Source organism: Oligoflexus sp. (assembly GCF_035638955.1).
GTDB lineage: Bacteria > Bdellovibrionota_B > Oligoflexia > Oligoflexales > Oligoflexaceae > Oligoflexus.
Genome location: NZ_DASQYZ010000207.1, coordinates 20,884 through 46,579 on the forward strand (window position 1 = coordinate 20,884; position 25,696 = coordinate 46,579).

General features: G+C 51.1%; 18 protein-coding genes. 9 read left to right on the plus strand and 9 right to left on the minus strand.

The annotated features are described in order from the left end of the window. Nucleotides 1-154 precede the first annotated feature (154 nt). Nucleotides 155-790: a CAP domain-containing protein gene (locus VE954_RS18990; protein ID WP_324955633.1), complete on the plus strand. Its 636-nt coding sequence runs from the start codon at nt 155-157 to the stop codon at nt 788-790. A 21-nt stretch (nt 791-811) separates the two neighbouring features. Here the strand turns inward: VE954_RS18990 and VE954_RS18995 are convergent, their stop codons facing one another. Further along, complete coding sequence (locus VE954_RS18995; RefSeq protein ID WP_324955635.1) at nt 812-2,896, minus strand: ATP-binding protein; 2,085 nt, start codon at nt 2,894-2,896, stop codon at nt 812-814. Between the two features lie 221 nt (nt 2,897-3,117). On the opposite strand from VE954_RS18995, the gene VE954_RS19000 reads away from it, so the two are divergent. The 3 genes from VE954_RS19000 to VE954_RS19010 all read left to right on the plus strand — a co-directional run bounded on the left by VE954_RS19000 (nt 3,118) and on the right by VE954_RS19010 (nt 6,612). Beyond that, nucleotides 3,118-3,897, plus strand: coding sequence for a sterol desaturase family protein (locus VE954_RS19000; RefSeq protein ID WP_324955637.1), 780 nt, complete (start codon nt 3,118-3,120; stop codon nt 3,895-3,897). A 266-nt stretch (nt 3,898-4,163) separates the two neighbouring features. Further along, nucleotides 4,164-4,760 (plus strand): hypothetical protein, encoded by a 597-nt coding sequence (locus VE954_RS19005; RefSeq protein ID WP_324955639.1) that lies wholly within the window; start codon nt 4,164-4,166, stop codon nt 4,758-4,760. A gap of 100 nt (nt 4,761-4,860) precedes the next feature. Further along, nucleotides 4,861-6,612: a leucine-rich repeat domain-containing protein gene (locus tag VE954_RS19010; protein WP_324955641.1), complete on the plus strand. Its 1,752-nt coding sequence runs from the start codon at nt 4,861-4,863 to the stop codon at nt 6,610-6,612. 324 nt (nt 6,613-6,936) lie between these two features. Here VE954_RS19010 and VE954_RS19015 read toward each other — a convergent pair whose 3' ends face one another. Both VE954_RS19015 and VE954_RS19020 read right to left on the minus strand, forming a co-directional pair. Continuing rightward, nucleotides 6,937-7,695 (minus strand): hypothetical protein, encoded by a 759-nt coding sequence (locus tag VE954_RS19015; RefSeq protein ID WP_324955643.1) that lies wholly within the window; start codon nt 7,693-7,695, stop codon nt 6,937-6,939. A gap of 1,539 nt (nt 7,696-9,234) precedes the next feature. Next, nucleotides 9,235-10,611 carry a hypothetical protein gene (locus VE954_RS19020; protein WP_324955645.1) on the minus strand — a complete coding sequence of 459 codons (1,377 nt, stop codon included), beginning with the start codon at nt 10,609-10,611 and terminating at the stop codon, nt 9,235-9,237. Between the two features lie 115 nt (nt 10,612-10,726). On the opposite strand from VE954_RS19020, the gene VE954_RS19025 reads away from it, so the two are divergent. Both VE954_RS19025 and VE954_RS19030 read left to right on the plus strand, forming a co-directional pair. Beyond that, a complete protein-coding gene (locus VE954_RS19025) occupies nt 10,727-11,071 on the plus strand; it encodes an RNHCP domain-containing protein (RefSeq protein WP_324955647.1) in 345 nt (114 codons plus the stop codon). Between the two features lie 24 nt (nt 11,072-11,095). Next, nucleotides 11,096-13,081, plus strand: coding sequence for a cation:proton antiporter (locus VE954_RS19030; RefSeq protein ID WP_324955649.1), 1,986 nt, complete (start codon nt 11,096-11,098; stop codon nt 13,079-13,081). A gap of 12 nt (nt 13,082-13,093) precedes the next feature. Here VE954_RS19030 and VE954_RS19035 read toward each other — a convergent pair whose 3' ends face one another. From VE954_RS19035 to VE954_RS19050, 4 genes are all read right to left on the minus strand, one after another. Then, on the minus strand, nt 13,094-13,639 hold the full coding sequence (locus VE954_RS19035) for a lipocalin family protein (RefSeq protein ID WP_324955651.1): 546 nt from the start codon (nt 13,637-13,639) through the stop codon (nt 13,094-13,096). A 345-nt stretch (nt 13,640-13,984) separates the two neighbouring features. Continuing rightward, nucleotides 13,985-14,314, minus strand: a complete 330-nt coding sequence (locus VE954_RS19040; RefSeq protein ID WP_324955653.1) for a hypothetical protein — start codon at nt 14,312-14,314, stop codon at nt 13,985-13,987. Nucleotides 14,315-14,524: 210 nt separating this feature from the next. Beyond that, nucleotides 14,525-15,727: a M48 family metalloprotease gene (locus VE954_RS19045; protein WP_324955655.1), complete on the minus strand. Its 1,203-nt coding sequence runs from the start codon at nt 15,725-15,727 to the stop codon at nt 14,525-14,527. Nucleotides 15,728-16,070: 343 nt separating this feature from the next. Further along, nucleotides 16,071-18,143, minus strand: coding sequence for a methyl-accepting chemotaxis protein (locus VE954_RS19050; protein ID WP_324955657.1), 2,073 nt, complete (start codon nt 18,141-18,143; stop codon nt 16,071-16,073). Nucleotides 18,144-18,336: 193 nt separating this feature from the next. Between VE954_RS19050 and VE954_RS19055 the strand changes: the two genes are divergently transcribed. Further along, the gene (locus VE954_RS19055) at nt 18,337-18,462 is read left to right on the plus strand and encodes a hypothetical protein (RefSeq protein WP_324955659.1); all 126 of its coding nucleotides are present in this window, start codon (nt 18,337-18,339) and stop codon (nt 18,460-18,462) included. Between the two features lie 28 nt (nt 18,463-18,490). On the opposite strand, the gene VE954_RS19060 is transcribed toward VE954_RS19055, so the two are convergent. Together VE954_RS19060 and VE954_RS19065 are read right to left on the minus strand one after the other, a co-directional pair. Beyond that, nucleotides 18,491-19,009: a TspO/MBR family protein gene (locus VE954_RS19060; protein ID WP_324955661.1), complete on the minus strand. Its 519-nt coding sequence runs from the start codon at nt 19,007-19,009 to the stop codon at nt 18,491-18,493. 68 nt (nt 19,010-19,077) lie between these two features. Continuing rightward, a complete protein-coding gene (locus tag VE954_RS19065) occupies nt 19,078-22,173 on the minus strand; it encodes a 7TM diverse intracellular signaling domain-containing protein (RefSeq protein ID WP_324955662.1) in 3,096 nt (1,031 codons plus the stop codon). Between the two features lie 298 nt (nt 22,174-22,471). Between VE954_RS19065 and VE954_RS19070 the strand changes: the two genes are divergently transcribed. Next, entirely contained in the window at nt 22,472-24,415 is a 1,944-nt protein-coding gene (locus VE954_RS19070) for a 7TM diverse intracellular signaling domain-containing protein (protein ID WP_324955664.1), read from the plus strand. Between the two features lie 109 nt (nt 24,416-24,524). Further along, nucleotides 24,525-25,601: a methyl-accepting chemotaxis protein gene (locus tag VE954_RS19075; protein WP_324955666.1), complete on the plus strand. Its 1,077-nt coding sequence runs from the start codon at nt 24,525-24,527 to the stop codon at nt 25,599-25,601. The last annotated feature ends 95 nt before the right edge of the window (nt 25,602-25,696 follow it).

Below are 25,696 nucleotides of genomic sequence, written 5' to 3' on the forward strand. Positions count from 1 at the left end.
CTTGACTGGAAAACAGTATGCGCTCGCAGACAGCTGACGCAAACTGGTCACACTTCCTACTCTATTTTTGTGATACAACACTTTACGAGTCCTTTTTTTAAGGATAAGAGTACCTAGTGAAAACCCTGATAATGACTCTAAAAGGATTCGAGTAATGCACTTAAGATTTTTGTCACTCTCCTTATTTATTTTCATGATCTCGTGCGGAAATGATTCGAACCGTAAAGACGCGCCGGCGGATCGAGATAAATCCGAAAATCCTGATGCAAACGAAGATCCGCCCGATGCAGTCCAAGGGACGTGCGACGCAAATTTTTTAGCACCATTTTGCAAAGACGATCGCATCCTAGGGTTTGATGAGGGACAATGGAAGAGCGAAGCTCCGCCTTCACTTGCAGAACTTCGACAATATTCCCTCAAAGCAGTCAATCACATACGTGCACGAACCTGCCTTGCGCCTCTCAAACCGGACGATCGACTTCATGCTATTGCAGAGCAGGCTCTTCAAGCAAATTCTGGACACGGCTATTTCATTAAAAATTGCATGAACAGAGAGCGCAGCTATGGCAAGAATTGCGAGGCCGGATGGACTCAGGAAAACATCGGTTCAGCATCTGGCACAGGCTGGACATGGAAGCACGGAATACATGTTCCATTGTGTGAAATGATGAAGGAAGGCAAAGGGGTCGGGCATCGTGCCAACATCGAATCAGCTGAATGGAAGCGTCTGGGTGTTGGCATCAAAGCAGATGCCAATGGAGCTTTTTGGTTTCATGAATTTGGAGACTGATTGGCCTTGTCCGGCCATCCTTCAGCCCCAGATAGCCGACGACGGCAGGTCAATTGTGATGGCAAATGAGCAATAGCCTGCCTCACGCTTTTCCCCAAGCGCAAGGTCTACGTGCCCACCCTGCCTTTCGATGATTTCCTTCACGGCAGCCATGCCTACTCCGCGCCCGGAAATCTCCGTGACACTCTCCCTGGTGGAGAGTCCGCTTCGAAAGATGGACATGGCGACATCAATATCGCTCTGAAGTGGATCAGCCCCCTGAGCGCTAAGAATTTCCCTGAGACGAGCAATGGCAAGCCCGCGCCCGTCGTCTTCGATGGTTATCCTTGCACCAGCGGCCGTAAGATTAGCGGTTATGGCAATTTCCCCAATTTCCGATTTTCCGGCTGCCCTTCTCTCCTCAGGTGCTTCTATGCCATGATCTAGCGCATTGGTGGCAACATGCATAACAGCGTCCTTAATTTCATGCGCGGCCTCGGCTGTGAGCCAGGGATCGTTGCCCAGTAGCTTGAGCTTCGGCATGGGCTTGGAAAGCGCCCGAGCTGTTTTTTCCAATGAGTGGCTCAACTCGTGGAGACCATGTTTGAAAGACATGAATCCGTTTGAAAGGAACTCCCGAAGCTCGTCTGCGTCCTCATCCCCTCTTTCAATGGCATCCCGAATCTCACGCCATGAGCCCAGCGACATGGCCTTCTTGAAGCCCTTGCGCGGAAGGGTTATATTGCTCTCATGACCGCCAATATCCTGCATGATCTTCTGATAGACGCGCATGTGACGGCTGAGCCTGGACATTTCCAAGCTGAGCAGAGCATCCTTGGCGCGAGAAGTGATATGGCCTGTTCTGATCTCGTTTAGCGCACTCTCGGTGGCATGTGCCTGATTTGCGATAGAATTGAACCCAAGCGATCGGGCATTTCCCTTTATCGTATGCAGAAAGGCGAAATACTCGTCCGACATCCTTCGCCTCACGTTGTCATGAGCTTCAAGAAGACGTTGAAGAGCCAGCTCACCTTTGGCCAACAGCTCCGATAGCTGCTGAACACCACGGATAAATTTCCCATAGCCGACCTTGATGACGTCCATCATGCATTCGGATATGAACTCGTTTTCGCGCGCTCGCTCCTCAGAGTGGAGACGATCCGTAACATCCAGTAACGAAATAAGAATGCCCGTAACTGTCTCATCTTTGTTGACCAGGGGGCTGTAGGCAGCATCGTATATCGATTTTTTGTCGTCCGGCGAAACTCGCACCAGTCGAGAGGCAAAGTTTCCGGCATTTGTCTCAAAGTTGAGGATCGATTCCCCGATTGAGGATTGGACGACCGTATTGTGAAGGGCCTTTTGGTCGCTCGAGAGTTGAAACCTACCAATGAAGTCCGCGAAGGCGATCTCTTTCCCTTTCAGCTCCGCAAAGGATCGATCAAACGACGCCGAGCGCCAGTCGGAGAGTGTGGGGCGCCCATCCTTCGGCCCAATGACGGCAATGGCGTTTTCAACCGAAGCGAAGATTTTGTTAAGGCGTTCGGTACGCTCATCGACCAGGAGTTTTTGCAAATAGTTGTTGATGGTCACACGGCTCCGAACCACAACAAATACGCCCGCGATAACAAGCGAGGAGAGTGTCACGATCACGATATAGATGAGCTGGCTCACAGGAGTGCCTGCGACCCATCCCATAAGTATCTGCCCGACCAACACTGCTGCTGCGAATATCCCAAAGCTTTTGATTCGCCATACCAGGGTACTGCCGAGGCCCAGGATACAGAGAACATAGCCGAGCAGATATTTCTCGACCGTGGCGTCCGGCACGATCGTGATCATGTAGCCGATGGCCAGCTGCACATAGGCGGACATCGCTATCATCAGACGGTCATAAAGGACGAGGCTCTCCGAACGTCTTACAACAGTACCGCCAATGATGGCCATTGCCGTTATTGTGAACCGTACCATTAAAATATGAAAGAACAAGTCAGGAGCAAAGTAAAGGTCGAGCCCTGACCTAGCTAGAATCAAAAGGGAGACCGAGAACGCGGCGACTATGAACACCGAACGCCCATCCCGCATGTAAAGATGGGTAGCCTGCTGCTTGAGCGAAAGATCTGTCACGGAGTCTCCAGTAAATACCCAAACTTTGACGTCCATCTTATCGGCTTCGGTCCTCTAAGCCTAACCCTGGCTGATGCATTCGGATTAATTTTCCACAGATTTTTACCCAATTGTAATCGTTACAAGTTCACAAACATCCTCCTGCACGTCTGCAGTATCCGATAGGTATTTCTGAAGGAGCCTACCAAAAGCTAAATGTCACGTCGGGTGGAGTCGCAGGAATGGTTTCAACTAATGAGCTCTTGATTGCTCTTGTCTTGATTGAGTGCATTTTCTTCTTTATCCTTACAGGATCGCTTTGGAAAAACCGCGGCATGCGTGATTTCAAAAAAATAGTCATCTCAAATACCATCGTCATCGGAACGGTTTTTTTTATTGAATCCTCATTTGCGCTTTTCGGAGGCAACAGCAACCAGAGCCATAGCCTATTGTCATTATGTCTGGCTGTTCTCCTCTATGAGTTCATTTTTTACTGGTTTCATAGGATCTCACACAGAAACCTCTACGTTTGGTATGCCTCCCACTTTGCACATCACAAGCCTAAGGAATTTGGCTTTTTCATGGCCTCGATCGTCGCCTATGGCTATCTCATTGGCTTCAATATCTTTGCCTGCCTTTGCCTTATGTTGCTGGATGTGCACCAGGAACTCGCATTTGTCGTCGTCTACGGCAGCTCGGCCCTCGCATTCATCCAGCACTATGGGGACTACAAAAAGGTCAACCTCGGATGGCTCGAATACCTTATTAATACGCCAGCCAACCACGCCGTCCATCACGCAAGCAACCCTGAGCTTATCGATAAAAATTTTGGAAACGTCTTTCTCTTCTTCGATCACCTCTTTGGAACCTTCCTCTATGGTCACAGGGCCATTGAAAAAACGGCGCTACGTTTTGGAACCATCGTCGAAGTCAGCTATGAAAACTGGCTTCTAGAATATACCTTTGCGGGTGAGCGGCATCTCTGGAGGCGGATCCGGGACTGGATGAGAAAGCGTTCCTGAAACACCCCCTCGTCGATATTCTCGCCTTTCCGACTAGCCTGCACTTAAAGCCGACCAACCTAACATGCCAGGCATAAGACCAGGCCAAGCATAGCCTTCATTGCCATCGGCCAACATACTATTTATGGGGTGCTTTTTTTTGCCTAACCCTGGGCCTGGCCAGGGAATATTTAGATCAGGTTAAACCATGGATCACATTGCAAGATCAGGTGGACCTAACGCTCGCACCAAACATTGCCGATAAAGTAAGGGTCGTGGAGGACAGTATGATTTTTACAAAAAGTAAAACATTGGGGCTCGCCATTTCTGGCGTAATTCTGCTGCTAGCTTGCCAGGATAAGAAAAACCTGTCCAACGAGGCCATTAAAAAAGGTAGCTTGAATAATGTCGAAAGACAGGCCGAAAAAGAGGATCCCAACTCAGAACGCGTTGACCCTCCCAATAATATAGTAGGAAGTTATCTGCACTGCGATCAGGTGAATGTGCCTTTTGATGCCGAAAATGCCACCACAATAGGTTGCGCCATATATAGCAATGATACGCATGCGCGGATTAACACCAGTTCCTTCGCGTCGAAAATTGACTGGAGTTACGTTCAATCCAGGTCTTCCCCGGATTCCATGGTATCCATTTTCAAAACGGAAGACACCCAATTCCTCGAGCATGAAGTTTATTATTCATTTTCAAACTTTACTGGAACATTCGCTGATTGGCTTTCCGGTTTCGCCATCATAATGAATGTCACCGATCTTAATGGAAATTTCAAGAGTTACAGCAACTCAGTATTTATGGAGACGCCGCCAACGAAAACCAACGCCACCGCGGCCAACGAAGCACCTGCTGACGTCATAGGGGGCCCGTAAAATCATGGGACATGAGGCTGCTAAAATATACATAGCGCTAGGCTTGATAGCAGTTGGGATACTGCCTGCTCTATCGACGAGTTGCACCAGGATTTTCCCGATGCAGACGACATCAGTCCGAGGCAAAGGACACCCCATATTGCCTGCAAATGTGACAATGGATGCGGATTCCCTAGGTCAGGCAGCGAATAAACCATTTCAAAGCATTGCTTTGCCATTTTCCTTCGATACCACCTGCCCGGAAACCGTCCAAGCTACCGTATCAAATGAAATCAACAGGACAGTATTTGCAGTCTTGGATGCTTTGGATGCAAAAACGTGTGAAGAAGCATCTCTAAGAATGAGAAGCGTGAAAGAGCTGGACCTCTCGTCGCGAGAATTAGTCGACTTAACGCCTCTAAAGGGCCTGCCTCCTAACGTCACTTATCTCGAACTCTTCGGCAACAAAGTCACTGACCTTTCTCCGCTTAAATTCACGTACCTACGGAACCTTGGAGCAGGGAACAATCTGATATCTGATTTGACGCCATTAACCAAGCTTGATTTGGAGAGTCTGAGCATCGGCAACAATCCGATACTCGATTACAGTGTCCTGAGGACCCTTTCCAAGCTGAACTACCTTGACTTATCGTCTTCCGACCTCACTCGAGGCATCAATTTGAGTTCAGAAACGATTCGACGCCTTGATTTAAGTTTCTGCGGCATTCAGGATCTGAAACAAGTAATTTTGCCGACGAATATCATCACCCTTTATATCAACGGCAATCCATTAACTGACATTACTGGTCTAGCGCAACAAAAGACTCTCAAGTCGATTCTGCTGGATTCCGTGCCAGTGAATAACTTAGCTGCACTTGGCGAGCTCACGGATTTGCAGAACCTTGGGTTACTTGACGTGGCGGCGACCGACCTGACTCCTTTGAGCAAACTAAAAAAGCTTGAGCAACTGAGTTTTAGATCCACGAACGAAACAGAGCCTATCGATTTTTCACCCTTGAGGGATTTAGCGTCCCTGAAGCGAGTCTTCATCAGCGAAACCCGGTTTTCTGACCTTTCGGTCTTGGGAAATTCCATAAACATCGAATTATTAACTGTCCTGGAAAGCACAGTTTCCGACATTTCCATCCTAACAAGGTTCTCCAAACTGCGCGAAGTGGAGCTAAGCGGCGCTCCCATAACAAGCTCCAGTGCCATTGGATTGATGCCGAGTCTTGAAGTGTTCAATTGCGATGCCTGCAACCTCACAGACATCTCTTTTATGGCTAATTTTCCGAACTTAATCAGCTCGTCTTTGTCACGCAACCCATTCACTTCGATTGAAACTCTTAAGACACTTGGCAAACTTAATAAGATTCATCTTGAGGGAACCTCAGTAACCGATTTAAGCCCGTTGAATAGCCTGCCGAGCTTGGCAGACATCGACCTTAGTGGCCTGCCTTTTGAAATCATTGGTCAAATTTCGGCCCCTCAGCGAATTAGAACGTTAAGATTTTCAGCATCTAACATTGCAGACTTAAAGGGAATGGAAGCATTTTCAAGTCTGAACGTTCTAGACATATCCGGGAATAGGGTCGCGGATCTCACCCCCATTGCCAAACTTCCATTGACGGAATTAGTTATGAATAGCAATCCGGTGCTCGACCTGCAGCCCATAGCGTCGATGAAAACGTTGCAAAAAATTGACATGAGCAGTACCCAGGTTCAGAACCTTGTCCCGTTAAGAGTCCTGCCCCTGACGAAACTCTTGGCTTTTCGTATTCCACTAGGGACTACGATTCAAAAATCTCCTGCTAACTGTCCAACAGAGCTCAACATTGCTTTCCCCTTACAGCGTTTTTGCCGGAATCCTTAGAGCCAGCTGGAATGATGATCCTGCAGGAGCTCCAAAGTGCCGCGGCAGCGGCTATGCCGGTGGCAGCGGGGCTGGAGGCGAACGTCGTCCATCGGGGAACGGAGAAGCATCAGAGGCCTCTGGCAGCGTCTCAGGGGGGCCCAAGGTGGTTGCCTTGGTTTTATGAGGTTAGGGCGTAACGAGAGGCGTTCTGGTCCCTGGTGGCTCGGGACTTGGGCTGGCGGGGTCACGTTCGAAGAAAAATCGGCACTGAAAGCAAATCCTGGATCAATCGCTTCCGTGGCTTAGGCCTTGTGGAATGCGCGCCAAACCACGCTAAGGCAGTCATTTTTCATCCTCGCCCAAAGTATCTCTATCATAGGTCCCTATTAGGATGTCGAAGAAGAAAGGCGTGCTTCCAGTCCCTCTATCCTTCGCAACTTCTACTTCTTTCATCAAGTCACCGCTCATGGCCACAATACGGGCCAGCGCTTCCAAGGTTATGGATTCAGATATGTGTCCGATTCGAGCATATTGAGTGCCCACAAGATTACGAGGAAAATAGTTCAAGTCTTTTCGAATCTGCTGCTGTATATCATCGACATCGTCCATCCCAAAGTTCTTGCCCGCAAAACGTATTGTGTCGCCATCTTCCATGAGCAAACCACCATGCAGCATCTCGTCAAGCGCGCCAATCCCATAACTCCCCGTAAGGCGTTGAATATCCGCGCGGGTCATACCTGCTTTGGTCAAAGACAATTTAATGATAAAGTTATGCGGATCCATGTACCGAAATCGTTTTAAAGCGGTTATGACGCCATCTTCATCCAACTGTTCTGGCTGGTCGATGACCACCTTGGCGAGTGACGGATAATAGTCCCTTATGAAGCTCATCCTGTCTTCCCGTTGCATGACCCGGTCGATCAGCTTGAATATAGTCTCATCTTTGATGTCATTGACTTCGGCCTGTATAATCCGTCGGAGCGTTGCATAAGGGACTGACGTTTTTAACGACAAGGCCTTTATGCTCACCCGCGGAAAGCGTTCAAAATATTTTTTAACTGCCATCTGAACCGCTTCAAATTTGCGCGAAGTCTCTCGCATGACCCAACTCCCCTTTAAAGTTTTTGATCGCAGAATTTATACTCATGACGCATCCAAGCAACCCGCATTTACGTCGATTGTGCGATCAGCTCGACGGTAGTTTCACTGTGTAACTCGATCTCTCTCCTTACAATGGCAACACGTTCATGATTTAGGAAAGAATAGGGTTTAATATTCTTAAACCCTGTTAACCAGAACATGCTGAGAGGAAAACGGTAAGAGTAAGTGAAACGACATTAGATAACGGCAGAGCCATCGTCTCGATATCCAATCAACCAACTCTTAAAACCGCTCACTTTCCCTACATCAACTAATACAAGAAGCAGGCCGACGATTGACTCGCTCAAGTCATTGAATTTTAAGCGCATTATTCGTAATCAGCACTGACAAAAAAAGTGCTCCCATCGGTTAGATTTTTTGCAAGTGGCCTGCAATATTGCATAATCTTTGTAGTGTAAGACGGGCTAAGGTGTCCGAAGGAAATTTAGCGTCGGGAAATACCATTAATTATCCGATATAATTATATAATTTGTACGATAAGTGGGTGGCTATAGTTGCAAGGTGGACGCAAAATTAAAGAGTGTCTTTGACAAGGTTTGTGATGCTCCTGGCCAGAGTGGAGAAATGAATGGAATGATCGAAAAATCTTTTACACTTTCGAAGTTGCGTCATTGTCCGACCAATGCCGCAGGCGCAACAAGCATGAGTTAAACTCGCCAGGCGCTTGAATCGGTAGAGGTGTTTGACTTCTCGTAGCAACGGCGGCCATAGGACCGAAGACCTTCGACTTCGTACTGACCCTGCGGCAGGCTGGAGCGCAGAAGTCTTGGCGCCTCCCAATCCAACACCGGCACCAAGACCGACTCCCAATCCAGTCATCCGCATTCTCTGCAGCCAAAGATAGACTGTCGGCGGCGCGGAACTGAGCATAACGACGCAAATCGCCTAAAAGACGCAAGGAACTGCGCTTGTCCTGAGAAATTACTTATACATGTTCGATCGTTCATCATGACGACGAACATGTTCAGCCCGGTGACATCCATTTTTTTCACCTGTGTTCTCGATGATGCAGGCCTGGGTTGGTCCGGATTCGGACAAAAGAGGAACGGCAGGACACACGCTAATATTGACGTACATGTCCTGGTGCGCCGACAGGGTGGAGTACGGCGACAGTTCGACTTATATCCCACAAGTCCTGGGATCCAAAGCGTTGGTGTCAGACGAATTTTATACATTATGACGCACTATGACAGTCTTTTCTGCGCGGAGAAAGGCTTTCAGGAAAATTTTTGGTGAGCTTGAGAATGTGGTACGAGCTTTGCTTTGTATTCCTGCATGAACGGCCGCTGAGGTCGATCAAAGACTCAGGATGAGATTCCCAGTCGAAGCTGATCCCCGGGATCGAGGGAGAAAAGGATCCAAGTCAGCTTCCGATTCAAATGTTCCCCCCCCATTTCTTCTTCATCACATCACAATATCCAATCACAAAGCATCATCCTGAGAAAACTCTCCCGCGAGAGTTTTTTCTTTTTTCCCAATTCACTGCAAATTGAAACTACCGCTTCGCATCACCCAGGAAGGAAAACTGGGAATACGATCGATTGCAGTCGCTACGATACGTGCAGTGTAGGTTTCACCTGCATCCGTCGCGCCGCTGGGCAGAATATAAGTTTCGCTGGTACCCGCAATGGGTTCCGAAGCAAAGACCTTGATGCCGTTCGCATCGTACACATGAACGGACCAGTGGAAATCGGTGACAGTACCAAACGGTGCCCCTGTCAATGTCACTTTTCTTGTGGCACGTGTGTAGGACCCCGTGATCACCCCTGTGACCATACTGGGAAAGGTGAAGGGAAATTCATTAACGATCCGCGAGTCTCCCGAACCTTGAGTGACCTGCACAAAGAACACCTGATTGGCTTTCGGCACAGCCGTGCTGGCCAGCTCCACCCGCCTTGCAAAGGTCCCATCGTTGGCTTCGCCATCTTCATTGTTGCCATCATCCAACAGAGTCTGATCCCAACTCGAAAGCGAAGCATCCCCCGTGGTCGGATCGAACTGCACAGCATCGGCATCCGTGAACAGGGTACTGGATCCTTTCACCAGCACTGATGTTGCTTTTTCATCCTCCATGAGCTGCGAGGTGAGCATCAACGTACTGGCCAGACTTCCGTCGCCTTGAACATCCTGCACCAGTTGAACAGCAATGTACTTGACGATGCGTGGGAAATACTGGTCGCCGTGATCCTGGGAAAGATCGGTGACCTCATCAGCGTCGGCATCGGGATCAAAAGCATCCGGAATACCATCGTCATCATCATCAGAATCAAACCAATTGGGCAGGCCATCACCGTCGATATCACCGTCAAGATCATTGGTTTCACCATCACCATCCGTGTCAATGGTCGAGGCCAGACTGCCAGAAACTTCCAAAGCGTCGGGAATCAGATTGTCGTCGCTGTCCGCCGCTTCGTTTTTTTCCCAGTCCACGCTGCTGAAATCGGTGAAGTTAATGATCGGTCCATTGTGCACGAGCGTAGGCAGACGACTCGCCGTAATCGCAAAATACTGACGAACCTTGCCTGGATTCAAACCAGCGTAGGTCAGGATTGCTGAAAAACGGTACTGAGGATCCAGCAGCACCAAAGTATACGCCACTGAGGTATCGACGCCTTCAATCGTGTAATTTCCAACCGCGTTGATGACTCCAGAATGAGCAATCCCTGTATCGCGCTCAACCAGGGCCAGCACCCACTGATTCATTTCGGACTGACTGCCCGTCACGCTTTTGATGGCGCCTTTAATAGTCTCTCCGGATGGACTGGTCGCAGCGGATTCATCGCTCTCGGAAGAGGCTTTGGTGCAACCCAGTAGCATCACGAGGAGCAGTACTTGACTGAGGTTTCTCTTGCTCAAAACCTGCCCTTCCACTATAAGGTTCCCTTCCTATGGCTTTTCTACATGGGGGATCGGTGAATCCCAGGAAAAGTTGAGTGGATCCAGGGAACGGCGACCGACAAGGAACGGCCTCATGACTGAGCCTACGCTTGGCAAATTTCAAAAAATCAATGAAAGTTTCTGTTGTGAGAACTGCGGAGCCCAGGTCCCACCGGCCAGGCGGACCTGTCGCAACCACTGTCCTCATTGTCTGCATAGCAAGCATGTCGACGTCTTTCCTGGCGATCGAGCCAATCCGTGTCAGGGGATTTTGCGCCCCATCGGCTATGAGCTGAGTGGCAAGAAAGGCCTCGTCCTCCTCTTCCGCTGCACGCGTTGCGCAGCTGAAACCCGCAACATCGCGCTGATCGATGATCCCATCATGGGTGACGACTACCAAAAAATCCTGGATCTTACCCCACGGGCTCCCCTAAACTGACCCAAACAAGGCGTCAGGGGCACCATGAGTCAGGTTCCGCATCTCAATGAATTGGCGTTGATCGCAGTTATCGGAGTCTCCGTGACTCTGATTCTATCCAAACTGAAGCTGCCTGCCGTTGCCGGACTGCTCGCGACTGGGGCTTTGATTGGACCTTATGGCGTCGGCTGGGTTCGCTCCATGGAATCGATCGAGGTCCTCGCCGAAATCGGTGTGGTCTTCCTCTTGTTCACCATTGGTTTGGAATTTTCGGCGAGTCGGCTGAAACACATTTTCAAGCAGGTCGCCCTGGGCGGCTTTTTTCAGGTCATTCTCACCATAGTCGTCACCGTTGCGATTGCGAGCCTGTTCGCGATTCCTTTGCCGCTCGGCCTTTTCTATGGTTTCGTCTTTTCCTTATCGAGCACGGCGATTGTCCTGAGAGCTCTCAGCGAACGTCGGGAACTGGATGTGCCGCATGGTCGATTCATTGTCGGCACTCTGATTTTCCAGGATCTCTGTGTGGTTCCCATGGTGCTTATCGTGCCCTTTCTGGTGAGCCATCAATCCCAGGTCAGTGCCCTTCAGGATATTGGTCTTGCCTTCGCCAAGGCCGTGTTCCTGGTGATCGCGTTAGGGTCGGTGTCACGCTTTGTCATTCCGCGCTGGCTCAGCTGGGTGGATGCCAGCCGCAGTCGCGAAGTCTTCTTATTGGCCATCCTGGGAATCTGCATTGGGACCGCATGGCTCACTTCGCTGGCGGGACTGTCGCTGGCCCTTGGCGCCTTTCTTGGGGGCATGGTGGTCGCTGACACCCAATTTGGGCAACGCGCGATGAGCGATATATTGCCTCTGCGAGATGCCTTTGTGAGTGTGTTTTTTATTTCGCTTGGCATGCTCTTCCAGCCAGCAACTCTGATCGACCAGCCGCATATCGTCATGGGCATGCTGTTCGGCCTGGTCATAATCAAAGGTTTGGTTGCCACCATCGCCGCGCTGCTGATGAAGTTTCCTGCGCGCGTCGCCTGGCTTGCCGGAGTTGGGCTCGCTCAGTTTGGTGAATTTGGTTTTGTCCTTTCCAAACTCGCGACCAGCAGCGGGCTGATCACCGATGCCGAAACCCGACCCTTGCTCGCCGCAGGTGTCATCAGCATGTTCCTGACGCCCCTGCTGCTTCGCATGGCCCCGCACATCACCGCCGGTGAAAAACTTTTGGCTCCTTTGGAGCGACTGCTGGGTGTACGGAGTATCGATGAATTTGATCAGGGTCGCGAACAACCTTCGCATCATGTGGTCATCGTGGGTTTTGGCCTGGCAGGTCGGGAAACAGCGCGCGCCTTGCAGCGTTGTGCTGTGCCGCATATCGTTTTGGAACTCAATGCCGAAATCGTGCGCCAGGCAAAAGTGCGAGGTCAGCCGGTTTTTTATGGAGACGCGACCAGTGAAGAAGCCCTGGGCCATGCGCATCTTTCCAGCGCCCGTCTGCTGGTCCTCATGATGGACGATCCAAGGGCCGCACAGCGCGTCGTGGACACCGCACGAAGGGTGGCGCCTGACGTGCCGATTCTCATGCGGACCCGTTATTTACGAGAAAAAAACAGCCTTCTGGCTCAGGGCGCAGCGGACGTGGTGGCCGAAGAAGTGGAAGGCGCGGTGGAGATGATCGCCCGTATTTTGAGGCTTTTGGATCAACCGCGCAACGTGATCCATGAAAGCATCCACCTCGTGCGGCGTGATCTGCAGGAGAGCCTGCGTCCCATCAAAGTGCCAAGGCCCGAGCTGCAGGTGGCCGGGGGTATCGACGGCATTAAAATCGAAAGCATACTGGTCCGGGATAACTCGGCTGTGGCGGGTCGATCACCCGTGGAATTGCGCCTGCGCAGCAGCACGGGACTCCTGGTGATCGCCCTTCGACGTGGTCCCGATTTTTTACCCGAACCCGATCCCCATCAAGCCCTGCAGCCTGGAGACATTGTTTATGTTGTGGGTTCAACAGCGGCCATCGAGGCCGCGCTTTCCATGTTTGGTTAGTCGACGCCACACTTAATTGACAAGCTGTTTGGTCTTTTCCAGCTTTGAAATGTCATAACCATGCTTTTCGACCGCGGCCTTGAGCAGATCCTGATAGATCGCATCATCCAAAGTTGGCGCACGACTCAGCACAAACAGGGCCTCACGGTCTGGCTCCCCCACCAGAGCCCACTGATATTCGGGGTCCAGTTCCAATACCCAGTACTTGCCTTTGGTGAGGCCGTTAAAGAAGGTCACATCCAATTTGGAATTGGACTCATCCACGGGAGTGGCCTTGCCCGTGATCGTGATGGGAAAGCCCTTTTCCGGGTCCAGAAAGCGACATGAATTGAAGACCTTCACACTGCCATCGTCATTCAGGGAATACTCCGCCGTAACAGCTGTGCATCCCAACTGAAAAACCTGGGGCAGGCGGGCGATTTCGTACCATTTCCCCAGGTACTGAGAAACATTAACGGACGGAACAGTTTGCAGCTCAGCAGCCGTAAGGGCTGGCAGGCTGGCGCCGAACGTCAGGACAGCGCTGAGGGCCAGCTTTTGAATCCAAGTTTGTTTCATAGGAACCTCCGGGAATTTGCACATATTATATTGATGCACATGTTGTACACAACATTTCCCTTTATAGACGCAACCTTCTTCCCCCACAAGGGGAGAAGATACGCAGGGGCCATCGCATTTCTCTGAAACTTTTTCCAGTTCCGGCTTGTTGGCAAGAACAAGGGCGTCAGTTTGTGCTTTTGGCTGAATATTGCGCGGAGGTGGCCATGATCGATGATCAGAGTACGCGAGGGTGAATCGACCTAAATAATGAAGACCTCACTTGGATCTTCCATGCACTGGCTGAGTGAACTGAAACTTTCCAGTCGAAGCTCCGAGCCTCGTTTACAGGCGCGAGAGAGAGCCCTAAGGATTAAGCACTTTCACTAGTGCTGTCGCCTCACTGTCATTGGGCCAGGTTACTGAATCATGAGCCGGCTGACCCAGTTTCGCATCCAAAACTTCCTGTTTCGTCGTCACGGAGCGAAGCTTATCGGTCGTTGACAAGGGTCCGTGACAACCCATGCACTTCGTATTCCAGAGCATCGCGCCCTGAACCACGATATTACCGCCCGAAGCTCCTTGACCCTCTTCCAACCTCGCCTTGTAAGCTGTGGCGACAGGCGGCTTCGACTTGCAAGCCACAACGAGTGCAAGGAAGCCAATCATCAGAAATGATTTTTGAATCGCGTTCATCGTTCAACTCCAAAATCGCGGCATTTGAGCGACCAATTCGGCGAGCCACAGTCCCGACCAAAATCCCACGCCGAACGAAGTCGCGTAGAGAAACAGACGGGACCAAATTCTCTGCTTTCTGCTTCGCAATCCACGGTGCGAGTTCATAGCGAATCCTCTTTAAGATTCCGGTTCTGCAGCGGCTTGATTTATCGGCCAACACGCACGCTGCTAAAGGCCAGCTTTGATGTCTTTCAATTTGCCAGGAACGACTGTCGTTTTCGTATTGCCTTTGAAGGCAGCATATTCCTTATGCGTAATAAGCTCTCTTTTATTGATATTGTAGACTCGCCAGCAGGAATCTGGATGGGAAGCTTGCCCGCGTTTTGGCAAGGTGCCTTGAGCCAGCATAGCAGCGCATGCCTTATCCGCCTTCGATTGTGACATGATGATATCGTGGACGACCAGGTATTTCTGCGGTATGAATCCGGCACGCAGATAAAGCTCGAAACCAACTTCGTCTGCCTCCTGCTCCAGCCAATTCTGGGCAGCGCCTGCACCATCTTGAATGATTTCGTCACGAGGCAGCTTACTGATTTTATCATAAACAGCATAGAGAGCATCTTCGTGAGTCAAGTAAGCCGTCTCTGTACGCTCAACGACAGCGATTACACTCGCCCAGCCTTTGTTAGCCTTAATTTTGGCGGGGTCCTGAGGGTCGAAGGAAATCGAGTCACGTATAAAAATGAAATCATCAAAAAATTCGGCCTGTGCGTCGATGCCGGACAGAACAGTCCCCGAGCTTTTTCCGATACTATCCAGTAAAATTTTGAAGTCCGGATAGCTTTTCAGGCTCCGAAGCGCGGTTGGGATGGTTGCATCCGATTTGTAAGCAGCTTGAAGCGCAGCATACGCCCCTGCCTTGGCTTGCTTGATCTTTGTGTTGAATCCTTCAGCTTCTGCACTCAATTTCTTATAGGCCGGGCTAGCGGCTACTTTGTCGTTTTCAAGCTTTGCCGTATGGGCCATGGTTATATGGGCCAGTTCATGAGCTAAAGTCCCAGCGACTTCCGCATCCGTATTCATGGCTTTGATCAAACCCACGTTGACAGAAATAGTCCCGTCCACGGGGTTGGCGGAAGCATTGATCTCCTGACCCGGATCGATAGTCAGGCAAAACTTCGATGGCGCTAGAATACCTTTAAAGGTGTTCGGGTTGGCTTTCATCAAAGCTGTAAGAAGCGTTTGCAGGTAAGCAATCTTGGGGTCGCTCGTCTTGGAAGGCTCGCACTTTTTCAGGGGCATCTTGCGCTCCCGAGTCGTTTTGCCGAGCGTATGGTCGAGAGTCGAATAGTCAGGTGTCCCGCAGCCCGAATTAAGAAGATAGACCATGAGACATAGCGCAAGGGGTTTCCAAGTCACACGAAGGTTCATCTCGATCTCCGACTCAAAGAAGTAAAGGCTTTGCTACGCAATGCAACAGCTGAACCACTGCTGTTTCCAAAGTGAAAAGAAAAAAAGTAGTGCGATCCGGGAGCTTATAACATGAGGAAACTATCATGCGGCATCGAGTCGAGTTCAGGATGTGTGCTGGTCGTCAGGCAGAAATAGGCATCATAGAGTAATGATGAACGTTTCCCTTGTAAGGAAATGGCCGTGCGTTGCTAATTCGCCTAAAAATCACCTCAATCTTTTCTAAACGCAGAATATGCAAGAGGAAATACTACATTCGATGGGCTTTGAAGTGATGGGGGCGAAAAACGGCTGAATGGGATCCTTATGAGGCGCGATCGAGCGGCGCCTCGTCCTCATCTTCAAAATCATCTGCAGCTTCGATGTTCCTTTTTAGCGGTAAAACCTTTGAAAGCACATGACCCGACTGATTCGCTGCGCCCCCTCCCATGACCACCGTAGCCAGCTGCTGAACAGCCAGATTCAGTTTCTCCGCTTCTTCACCCAGCGAACTGGAAAAACCCATCGTTTCATGGGCCATATCGGAATTCAAATGCGTCGCCACATCAAGTTCATTCATGGCGCTGGTGATATTATTGACCCCTTGGGCCTCTTCCTTGGCCGCGGTATGGATCTCTTCCATAAGCGTCTTCACACTCCCAACCTGCTCCACGACTTCATTCAGAATCTCATCGCAGCGATCGGCAATAGCTACGCCCGTCGACACTTTCTCTTTACCCATTTCCATCCAGCCGGCAGCCTGGTTCTTGGACTGTTCGATGATAGCACTGACATCCTTTCGACTCGCGTCGAGCAAACTCGTAATCTCAGTGGCCGCGGCTCCGCTCATGCGGGCGAGGTTACCAACTTCCTCAGCCACCACGGCGAAACCCTTGCCATGTTCTCCCGCGCGAGCGGCTTCGACTGATGCATTGAAGGACAGAAGTTTGGTCTGGAACACGATATCATTGATCACGCCGGTGCGATCGGCGATCTTATCGATGATAACAGCCGTTTGTCCGATCCTTTTGTTGTTATCGTGGATCTGTTCGATCATTTGACCAATCGCATTTTCAATATCGTGCATCGACTGCCGCATGCGATCCATTTCCCGTTTGCCTTCATTGGCGATAGCAAAGCTATTTTCAGCTTTCTGGGCGGAGCTGCTCACGATCTCCACGCTGCGATTCACCATCGCTGTAATTTCATTCAGGGTGGCGACCGTCTCTTGAATGGCAGACGCTTGCTCGGTTGCGGCACTGGATGACTTGGAGGAAGTCTCGCGTAACGACCCGGCCGTCTTCAATGCCAAGGAGATCGAACTGCGTAAGCGCGCTGCGACCTGCTGCAGCTCGGCACTGACCCGGGTCAATGTAAGGCCCGTGAGTATCAAGGACGCAACGGCCACCAAAGCTGACAGGCCCACCAGAATCAGAACCGATTTCTGCGCTGGCTCCCTGATGACCGAAGTGGGAATGACCGCTTCCAGATACCATGATGTCGCCGTTTGACCGAAATGCAAAGCTTTGACGCTGGATAGATTCCTCTCGTCCAAACTCACACTGTCCTTGCTATTCAATCGCGCATCCGCCAAAGGGCGATAATTTTCATCACGGACGTCCTCTATCATTTTGCTGATCCACTGGGGCGCGCCCGAAAATGCCGCAATTTTTTTCGTGTGTGAAATAAGGATCAACTGACCTTGACCCATCGCCTGGCTTTTCTGTTCCAAAAGCTGCTGGAGAAAATCCAATTTGATATCCGCACCCACCGCGCCCAGGAATTTTCCTTGGACCATGATGGGGACCACGATGGATGTCATGAGCACATCCTTGCCGTTCACATTATAGGCGTAAGGTTCCATGATGACTTCTTTCATCAGGCGGCGTGGCACCAGGTAGTAGTCACCCTTCCCTTCAACCTCATAGTCCTTATTCACTTCCATTCCAACCTTGCCGTCATCCACATGAACAGCGTAAGGCGCAAAGCGACCGCTGGCGTCATGCACCGGCGCATGGGCGAACTTTTGATCCTGCCCATCAAAGGCATTGGGTTCCCAGGTCGTCCAGATGCCCAACACATCAGGATTTTTTTCGACCAGAACGCGCATCATATCCATGACGTCCTGCCTTGTCAGAGGCATTCGGTTTTGCTCGCGGAAAACTTGCAGATTCAAAGCCATGGTTCGAATCAAATCGAAGGGTGCATTGATTTGGTTCTGAATCTCGGCTGAGGTCGCTGCCAATTCCAGTTGTGCCTGGGCCTTGGACGCTGTCATGGACAGATCCGCAATTTGAAATCCTCCCAATGCTGTGCAGATCAAGCTCGTTGTCAAAAGCGAGACAAAGGTGGAGAGGAGCATGCGAACACGAAGACTTCGATCCAAAAACCAGTTCATGGATATAAACTTTCCTCGGGAAAATGTAACAACCACTGAACAGCCCTTCGGAGCGTTTGGAAGGGCCAGTGAGACCATGACAGGTGAAGATTTCGTAATAGTGACGCACGCAACACGGCCACTTTCTTTTTATTTGGCCTGGCGCTTGCAATACATAAATCAGCTGATGAGTGCCGTGACAAGGAGCAAACGTATGAAGATTTTAAAACCTTTTTCGAAGAATTTGAGTGAAGGTAAAGTGGGCTGGCTCTTGCTTTGGCTTCTCGGTGTGCCTCTGCCTATCCTCTTGCTGTTTTATGTTTTGCGCGGTTGTACATGAGGGGGGGCCGGCCAGGGCCGGCCAGGGTTCAATCCCGGAAGGCCCCTGGATTTTTTCTCCAAATCTCTTCGTTGACCCCGGTTGCCAGTGCGAGCCACGCCACCATCGGGGCGAAGAGCACAGCCGACGGTCTATCCACCTTGGCAGCATAATACGTAAGCGCAGCTGAGTCGATCACGTTACTGGCGCTATCCACCAAACTTGCCTTGCCTTGACGTCCCCCGAAAAAAAGTTTCGACCACACGGCATTCAAGCCCAACTGCGCCGTCCACAGCGTCAAGGCCTTGCTGCGGTCGATACTGGGTGGAGCCTTGAGGAGACGCCATGCCCCGACTGTGCTACAGGCATAGAGGGCCATCCAAACCGGACCAAAGGCTTTCTTCGGTGGCTGAAACGCAGGTTTTTCCAGTTTATCGTACCAGGTTTTAGTGGCGCCGCGGTCAGGCGTAGGGGCCAGCCTACGAGCCAGTACTGCAGCCAAGGCTGTCCCGGCAAGGGCGACAGCGAGGCTTTGACCGGAAGATAGCGGTATCGATGTTGCTTTCATATCAGTACTCCCATCGCGTTTTTCATCCGGGGGAGTGAAAGCAAATATCAAGCCAGCAGGCTCAGACCTTAAGACACCTTTTGCATGGAGTCCGGCTCGACGACTGCAATGGCCAAAGGCACGCGGATCACGAATTTGGTCCCGACATGATCTATCGAGCCATAAGAGATGGTGCCGCCCAGGTCCGCAACCCGGCTCCGCACGGCAGCGAGCCCTACCCCACGACCACTGGTCATGGTCGCTTTCTGGGCCGTGGATAAGCCGTCATGGAAGATCAATTCATAGGGGTCGCGTGGATCGAAGGCGATGCCGCGCGATTTGGCTTTCGCCACGAGTTTCTCGATATCAATCCCGGCTCCGTAATCCTCGAGCGTGATTTCCACGTCATGCTCGACAACACGCGCGCTCAGATCGATCTGGATGGGCTTCTTCGCCAGCTGGTGACCGAAGGGCAGAAGGAAGCCGTGATCGAGACTGTTGTTAAACAGATGCAAAAGGATTTCGCGCAAATCGCTCACTACTTCAATGTTCCAGTTCATCACGCGATCGTTGCAGCTGATGGCCCCGATCGGGTAGTTCTGGTTGCGAATGGCGTCGAGTCGCTCCGGCAGCACCTGGGCCAGGAACTGCATCAGGTTCCAGTTATGCAAATCGGTCACATGCATGCCGAAGACCTGATCATACACCCGCATATACTCACCGAAACAGTGTTCCATTTCGGTGAATTTGGGAATGAAGTGTTCCATTTTCTGCTGAATATTATGCGCCGGCTCCACAATCACGCCCTCGCATTCATGAATGATGGCCGAGAGCTGATCGAATTTCAACGAGCGGCTCAGACCTTTCATGGTATGCAGCATGCGGAAGACCAGAGTATCGTTGAAATGCCCTTGGATTTCATCCTTGATATGGCTGATATCCTTCTGCACCTCGGCAAAATAACCATCGAGGATATTCTTGTCGATCGACACCATACGCGTGAGGATCTGAATAAAGCGTTTCTTCTGGACCTCTTCCTCTTCCAACCGGCGTTGCAGAGCCCGTCTATCCGTAACGTCCTTGGCCACGACCATCACCTGGTCGACATGATCATCGACGCTGACCAGGGGCTTCCACTCCAGCTCAATGTTGCGAGGCCCGCTGGGATAGAGTTTGACGATTTCATGAGGCAGATGGTGAGTGTTGGCGTCCCAAAGGAAGGCCTCCACATCCACACTGGACTTCAAAGATTCGATGACCGTGTTCTGCTTGTCCAGGCTCATATCGGTATTCTTAAATAGAATGTCATTGATGGTAAGCTTGGACATATCACCTTTTTGGATTTTAAATATTTCCAAGAGGTGCTGCGAATATTCCTCGCCGATGTGGAAATTTTCGTCGAAGGTAAAGATACCCTGCTCGATATTCAACAGAATATCGTCGATCTTCCGCTGTCTGTCGGTCAAAGATCCGAGTGCCAGGTTCAATTCCGAGGTTCGGGCATCGACCATATCCTTCAAATTATTCTGATAGTCGATGTTCTGGAGCGAAAGCGCCAGGGACTGCATCATGGTTTCCAGGAAATTGATATCCTCGATAGGCAGCGGCGTGTTCTCGTCAGCCACACCAATGCAGAAGACACCAAAGCGCATGCCTTTCCATATCGCAGGGACAATGATTTCCCGCTTGTTCCGCATGCATTCGCGTGCGTCCAGCCACTCCATCTCCCAGGTCGCGTGTTCCCCTTGATCGTCGCTCAGCACGAGGCGGCGGACATCACCCGTGTTTTCATCCTGTTCCAAAAACCAGACATGCCGCGTTTCGAGGTTGCTCAATTCCTTTTGAATATGAATGCTCGCAGCCTGGAGGGCATGGGTCTTTTCCAAGTGTTCCGACATCTGCTTGGTGGCGGTCAGGACCGTTTCCAATCGATTCTTGAGCAAGCGTATCTTGCTGAGGCCTTCGATGATGTGATTGGACTGCTCCAGCTCTTTCTTTTTCATCACGTTGATACGGTCTGCCAAACCCAGGGACAGAAGGATGGCTTCCAAGGCGGAACCGATCTGGCTGCCATACGAGCCGATGACCATCGGCAGGGACAGCACGCCCATGACTGACAGCGCGCTTAAGGCAATAGCCGCCAGGAACACGGACCAGGCGATAATATAAAAAACCGCCTGACGGTTGCCCTTTACGGTCATGTAACCAGCGACACCGAAAGCATAGAAAGAACCGAAGGCACCACACGAGAAACCGATCTTATAGGCCAGCCCCAGAGGCAGCACCATGTTGGCGAAACCCATAACCGCAGATAGATACATCAGCACGCGGTTCACGCGAGCCAGCTTCGGCATCTTCGTATCGAGGTCCAGGAAGAGGTGCAGAAAGCTTATACTGAAGGCACCCACCATCCCGCCGGCAACGGGCCATCCCCTCTGGATCATCCATTGGTTGTCGCCCCAAAAAAACATCGTGCCAACGCCGGTCCAGGACAGATAGAAAAATATGCTCGCGAGGAGAAAGCAAACGTAACTGAGATAAGTGCGGCTGCGAGTCGAGACATAGATGAAAGCATTATAGAGAAGGATCGCAATCATGCAGCCGAAGTAAAGACCAAACGCAGGACCCTCGTCCGACGCATGCTCCTTGAGGGTCTCGGCATCCCAAATCTGCAATGGCAAAGTCACCGTGCTGCTGGATTTGACCCGTACGTAAAAGATTTTAGTCTCCCCGGCCGCGATGGTGGCCGGGAAAGCAAAGTTACGGGACTTCAGCCAACGCGTGGAATAGGGCTCCGAATCGCCAGACACGGTCTCTTCGTAGCCGTTCCTGCCCGCATCGAAAAAGCTAATCTCATCCAGCAGGGGATAGTCGACCTTGATCGCAATATTGCGGTCGACTTCCGAGGGATTGGCCACCGCAAAGCGCAACCAGAAGGCCGAACTGGAATAACTGAAGGTGATGGAGCGCTTCTTATTGAGTTTAAAGCGCTTGAACTGTGGCTGTGTAAGTTGCGATAGGGTGCGCTTGCTGAATTTATCCTCGTAGGAATAAATGAAAGGCGCCAGCTCAGAACCATTTTCCTGTTCTGCGAGCGTATAGACCTTCATCTCCTGCTGAGCCTGGGCGGGACGTGCCAGGAGCAGAACAAGGCTATGGACGAGAATGAGCCAGCCGAATCGCACCTAAGATTTTCCTTCACAACAATTGTGGGACGGCTCTTTTTCGGATTCTTAAGTTTTTGATGAAGTAAAAAAGCAATTTCATTTTTTTGGACTAATGATATCAGTTAGATCACTGCAATATTTTCCAATAAGTCGACCGGTATTTTCAAATCTTTCGATGGCCTGGAATCGATTTTGCCCTGTCGGCAACCCGAAACTCAAAGCCGCACTGCTTTTTATCACCAACAGTCCGATACAGGAAAGACGGTAATTCCTTGATTTGACTTGGGTCCAATCCCACAGGACGGTTCGGCTTGGAATGACACATTTTCTGAATCATATTCGGTGGCTAAGCTTCCTGCTTCTATTGGCTGGAGCGAAAGGGCTTGCGTCCGAATTCGTCATCGACGACAGCCGGCCCTGGGATGGCGGGTACCTCGGCACTCACATCGAATTCAAGCTGGTGCAAGGCGAACCTGAGCTGGAGGCCATCATCCAGGAGCTCAACGATGGACCCCTGCAGGTTTCCCAGGACCGAACCCTGAACTTCGGCATGATACGCGATACGGTCCTGGGCCGTTTTACGATAAACAGCGATCGGGATCGTGAAGTCGTCTTTCATGTCGACTACTTTTTCCTAAGCAAATTAGTGCTGTACTCTCAGACTGCCAGTGGCTGGTCCAAAAAGAGTGTCGGACTGAAAGCTCCGTATTCTGAACGTGAACTCAAGACCCGAAGCAATTCCTTCCTCGTGCCCCTGAAGCGTGGAGCCAATCAGTTTTATTTTAGGGGTGCCGGTAATACCAGCGTGCAGATCCCCATCAGGGTCTGGTCCATGATCAATTTCTACCGCCATGAAACGGCTGTCCGCAGCTATGTGGATGTGATCCTCGGCGGCCTCTTTCTGATCCTCATCTACAATCTCTTTATCTATATCAGTTTGAACGAAACCGTTTTCCTGTCTTATAGCCTTTTTATCGCGACCCACCTCTTTTACCAGATCTTCGCGTTGGGCCTTTTGCCTGGTCTTTGTCATGAAATTTTTAATTTTGACCTCATGATCGATTTCATGGGATCGATCTGTGTATCAGTGGTGGTACTGGCGACCATGCTGTTCATTCCGCAGTTTCTGGACATACCTCGGACGTCGTTCCTGTTCAAATGGGTCAAGGTCACCGGTTGGCTCTGTGTTCCTACCATTCTCACAGCTCCTTTCCTGACCTATATTTCCACCTTTGCCTGCATCCTTATCGCGACTGTTGCTATCGTTCTGTGCGTCCATGCAGGGATTGCCAGGATACGGAAGGGCGACACCCAACTTTATGTCAAGATTTATTGCTTCGCCTGGTGTTTCTATATGCTGGGGGCAAGCAGCCAGATTGCCAATTTCATGAATCTTCTGCCGCTCAATCTCGTGACCCAATACAGCCAGGTGACCTTCCTCATCCTTAAAATCTGCCTCCTCTCGCTGGCCCAGGCTAATAAATTGAAAGGCTTCAAGGCCACCATTCATGCCGAGCAGAAGGCCAAAGCCCATAGTTACGATCAGCTCATGAAGGTGTTCTATCCCCATCAACTTTCCATGATCAAATCCGGATATCAGCTGGAGCAGACGATGCCGACCCATGCCGGCGAAGCCTGTGTCATTAGCTTTGATATCATGTCCAGCTCGCGCATCCAGCACGAGAAGGCCAAGGATTTTTTCCGCAGCGTCTTCCGCCGTTGCAATGAGATTATGATGGAAGGGTATGATGGTCTGGAGCTTCGCGCCGGGGCTTACCGGATCAAGGAACTGGGGGATGGATTCCTTTGCAGCGTCGGCTATCCCTTTCGCTCACCCCACGGCTCCATTGCTCAGGGGGCCTACGAATTGGCTTTGAAATTCCATGACGTGTTTCAGCAGGAAGCCCGACACTTTCAATTGCTCGAACCTGTGCACTGTGGAATTGGGATTGCGATGGACAGTATCGCCGGGTTCTATCCGGAAACTGGAGCGCGGGAATACGATCTCTACGGTCGCGCCATTGTCCTGGCGACGCGCTATGAAGGGATGCGGAAGGTCCTGTTAAAAAACGCTGTCCCCGAGAGCATCCTGATTCTGCAGGATCAGGTGCACAAGAATCTTGATTCCATTCTGCAAGGGGACTTCAACGTATTCGATCTGCAGGCGCACAACGAAGTCGTCCGCGATGATCCCAAAGCCCGACAGGTCTATTATCAGATGCTGACTTCCATGGGGACCACACAGAAGTCGTCCGCCTAATCCTATCCTTTGGAAAACTCCGAAAATTTCGCCGAAATTTAACGTCACACCTCAATTTCCTCAAGACGCGCCTTCTACAGAATTCTTACCGTTTTCCGATGCGCAAGGCATGATTGTTGTGCAGAGAGGTAGGCCACATGTCGCGCCTTCCCCGAGCAATGCCGGAGGCCAGGCCGTGCCCAAGGTTTCCTTTGTCAAACTCATTCCCCAATGGAATTGGGTCATCGGCGCCGGCGTCTACCTTGATGACGTGAACGAAACCTTTCGCTCGGTGCTGATGCGTATGGTGATTTTTTCCGTCATCCTGTTTGCGTTGCTCGGCCTCGTGGTGGGTGGGGTCGCTTTGCGACTCGTTCAGGAAGTGAATCAATCGGTCGAGATTGTGACCCGGAGCAGTCACTCAGTTCGTCACACGGGTCACTCTCTGAATGAAGCCAGTTCACTATTGGCATCGCTCACCACCGAGAATGCCGCTGCGCTCGAGGAAACAGCGGCGACCACGGAATCCGTATCGCGCATGATCAAGGAAAATTCCGAACGATCGTTGAAAGCGCGCAGTCTGGCGAGTGAGTCCTTGCAAACGGCGCGAGCCGGATTCAAGGATGTGGAGCAAATGCAATCCGCCATGCAAAGCATTGTGGCCTCGAGCAAGCGGGCCGAGGAAATCATTCAAATGATCGAAGAGATCGCTTTTCAGACCAACCTTCTGGCTTTGAATGCGGCAATTGAAGCGGCGCGAGCCGGCGAACACGGCAAAGGTTTCGCGGTGGTGGCTGAGGCTGTGCGTTCCCTGGCGCAGCGGAGTTCATCAGCGTCCAAGGAAATTACCAGCATCATCCGCAGCAACAGCAACTCCACCAAGCACGGGGCGCGACTGGCGGAGGATATGAGCCATCATTTGAAAAACATAGTCGAGGTCACGGAATCAGCGACCTCGCTCATGACCGATATCTCGGAGGCCTCGCAGGAACAGGCGCGTGCCATGTCCCAGGTGGTGCTTGCTCTATCGCAAATTGATGAAGCCACGCAAAAAGCGGCTTCGACTTCCATGGAAACAAGTGAGTCCAGCACCGAACTGGTCGAAGAGTCGGGCCAGCTCGATGCCGCTGTTCTTCGCCTCACACGCGTGGTGCAGGGTCAGGACTCATTATCAGGCGAAACGGCCGCAATCCCCCAGGCGGCGTAAGAATGCCAGCGGCCTTGGGAGATTCCCCCTTGCCCTTTTGCCAGTAAAATCCACATTCAGCATCAAAAGTAAAAGGTTATTGGATTCAGCTCCGC

What these genes read in the sequence shown, in the direction of transcription:
- VE954_RS19070 (WP_324955664.1), top strand. Translation starts at nt 22,472, where the DNA reads ATGACACATTTTCTGAATCATATTCGGTGGCTAAGCTTCCTGCTTCTA.
- VE954_RS19075 (WP_324955666.1), top strand. Translation starts at nt 24,525, where the DNA reads ATGATTGTTGTGCAGAGAGGTAGGCCACATGTCGCGCCTTCCCCGAGC.
- VE954_RS18990 (WP_324955633.1), top strand. Translation starts at nt 155, where the DNA reads ATGCACTTAAGATTTTTGTCACTCTCCTTATTTATTTTCATGATCTCG.
- VE954_RS19000 (WP_324955637.1), top strand. Translation starts at nt 3,118, where the DNA reads ATGGTTTCAACTAATGAGCTCTTGATTGCTCTTGTCTTGATTGAGTGC.
- VE954_RS19030 (WP_324955649.1), top strand. Translation starts at nt 11,096, where the DNA reads ATGAGTCAGGTTCCGCATCTCAATGAATTGGCGTTGATCGCAGTTATC.
- VE954_RS19040 (WP_324955653.1), bottom strand. Translation starts at nt 14,314, where the DNA reads ATGAACGCGATTCAAAAATCATTTCTGATGATTGGCTTCCTTGCACTC.
- VE954_RS19055 (WP_324955659.1), top strand. Translation starts at nt 18,337, where the DNA reads ATGAAGATTTTAAAACCTTTTTCGAAGAATTTGAGTGAAGGTAAAGTG.
- VE954_RS19050 (WP_324955657.1), bottom strand. Translation starts at nt 18,143, where the DNA reads ATGAACTGGTTTTTGGATCGAAGTCTTCGTGTTCGCATGCTCCTCTCC.
- VE954_RS19015 (WP_324955643.1), bottom strand. Translation starts at nt 7,695, where the DNA reads ATGCGAGAGACTTCGCGCAAATTTGAAGCGGTTCAGATGGCAGTTAAA.
- VE954_RS19025 (WP_324955647.1), top strand. Translation starts at nt 10,727, where the DNA reads ATGACTGAGCCTACGCTTGGCAAATTTCAAAAAATCAATGAAAGTTTC.
- VE954_RS19035 (WP_324955651.1), bottom strand. Translation starts at nt 13,639, where the DNA reads ATGAAACAAACTTGGATTCAAAAGCTGGCCCTCAGCGCTGTCCTGACG.
- VE954_RS19060 (WP_324955661.1), bottom strand. Translation starts at nt 19,009, where the DNA reads ATGAAAGCAACATCGATACCGCTATCTTCCGGTCAAAGCCTCGCTGTC.
- VE954_RS19045 (WP_324955655.1), bottom strand. Translation starts at nt 15,727, where the DNA reads ATGAACCTTCGTGTGACTTGGAAACCCCTTGCGCTATGTCTCATGGTC.
- VE954_RS19005 (WP_324955639.1), top strand. Translation starts at nt 4,164, where the DNA reads ATGATTTTTACAAAAAGTAAAACATTGGGGCTCGCCATTTCTGGCGTA.
- VE954_RS19010 (WP_324955641.1), top strand. Translation starts at nt 4,861, where the DNA reads ATGCAGACGACATCAGTCCGAGGCAAAGGACACCCCATATTGCCTGCA.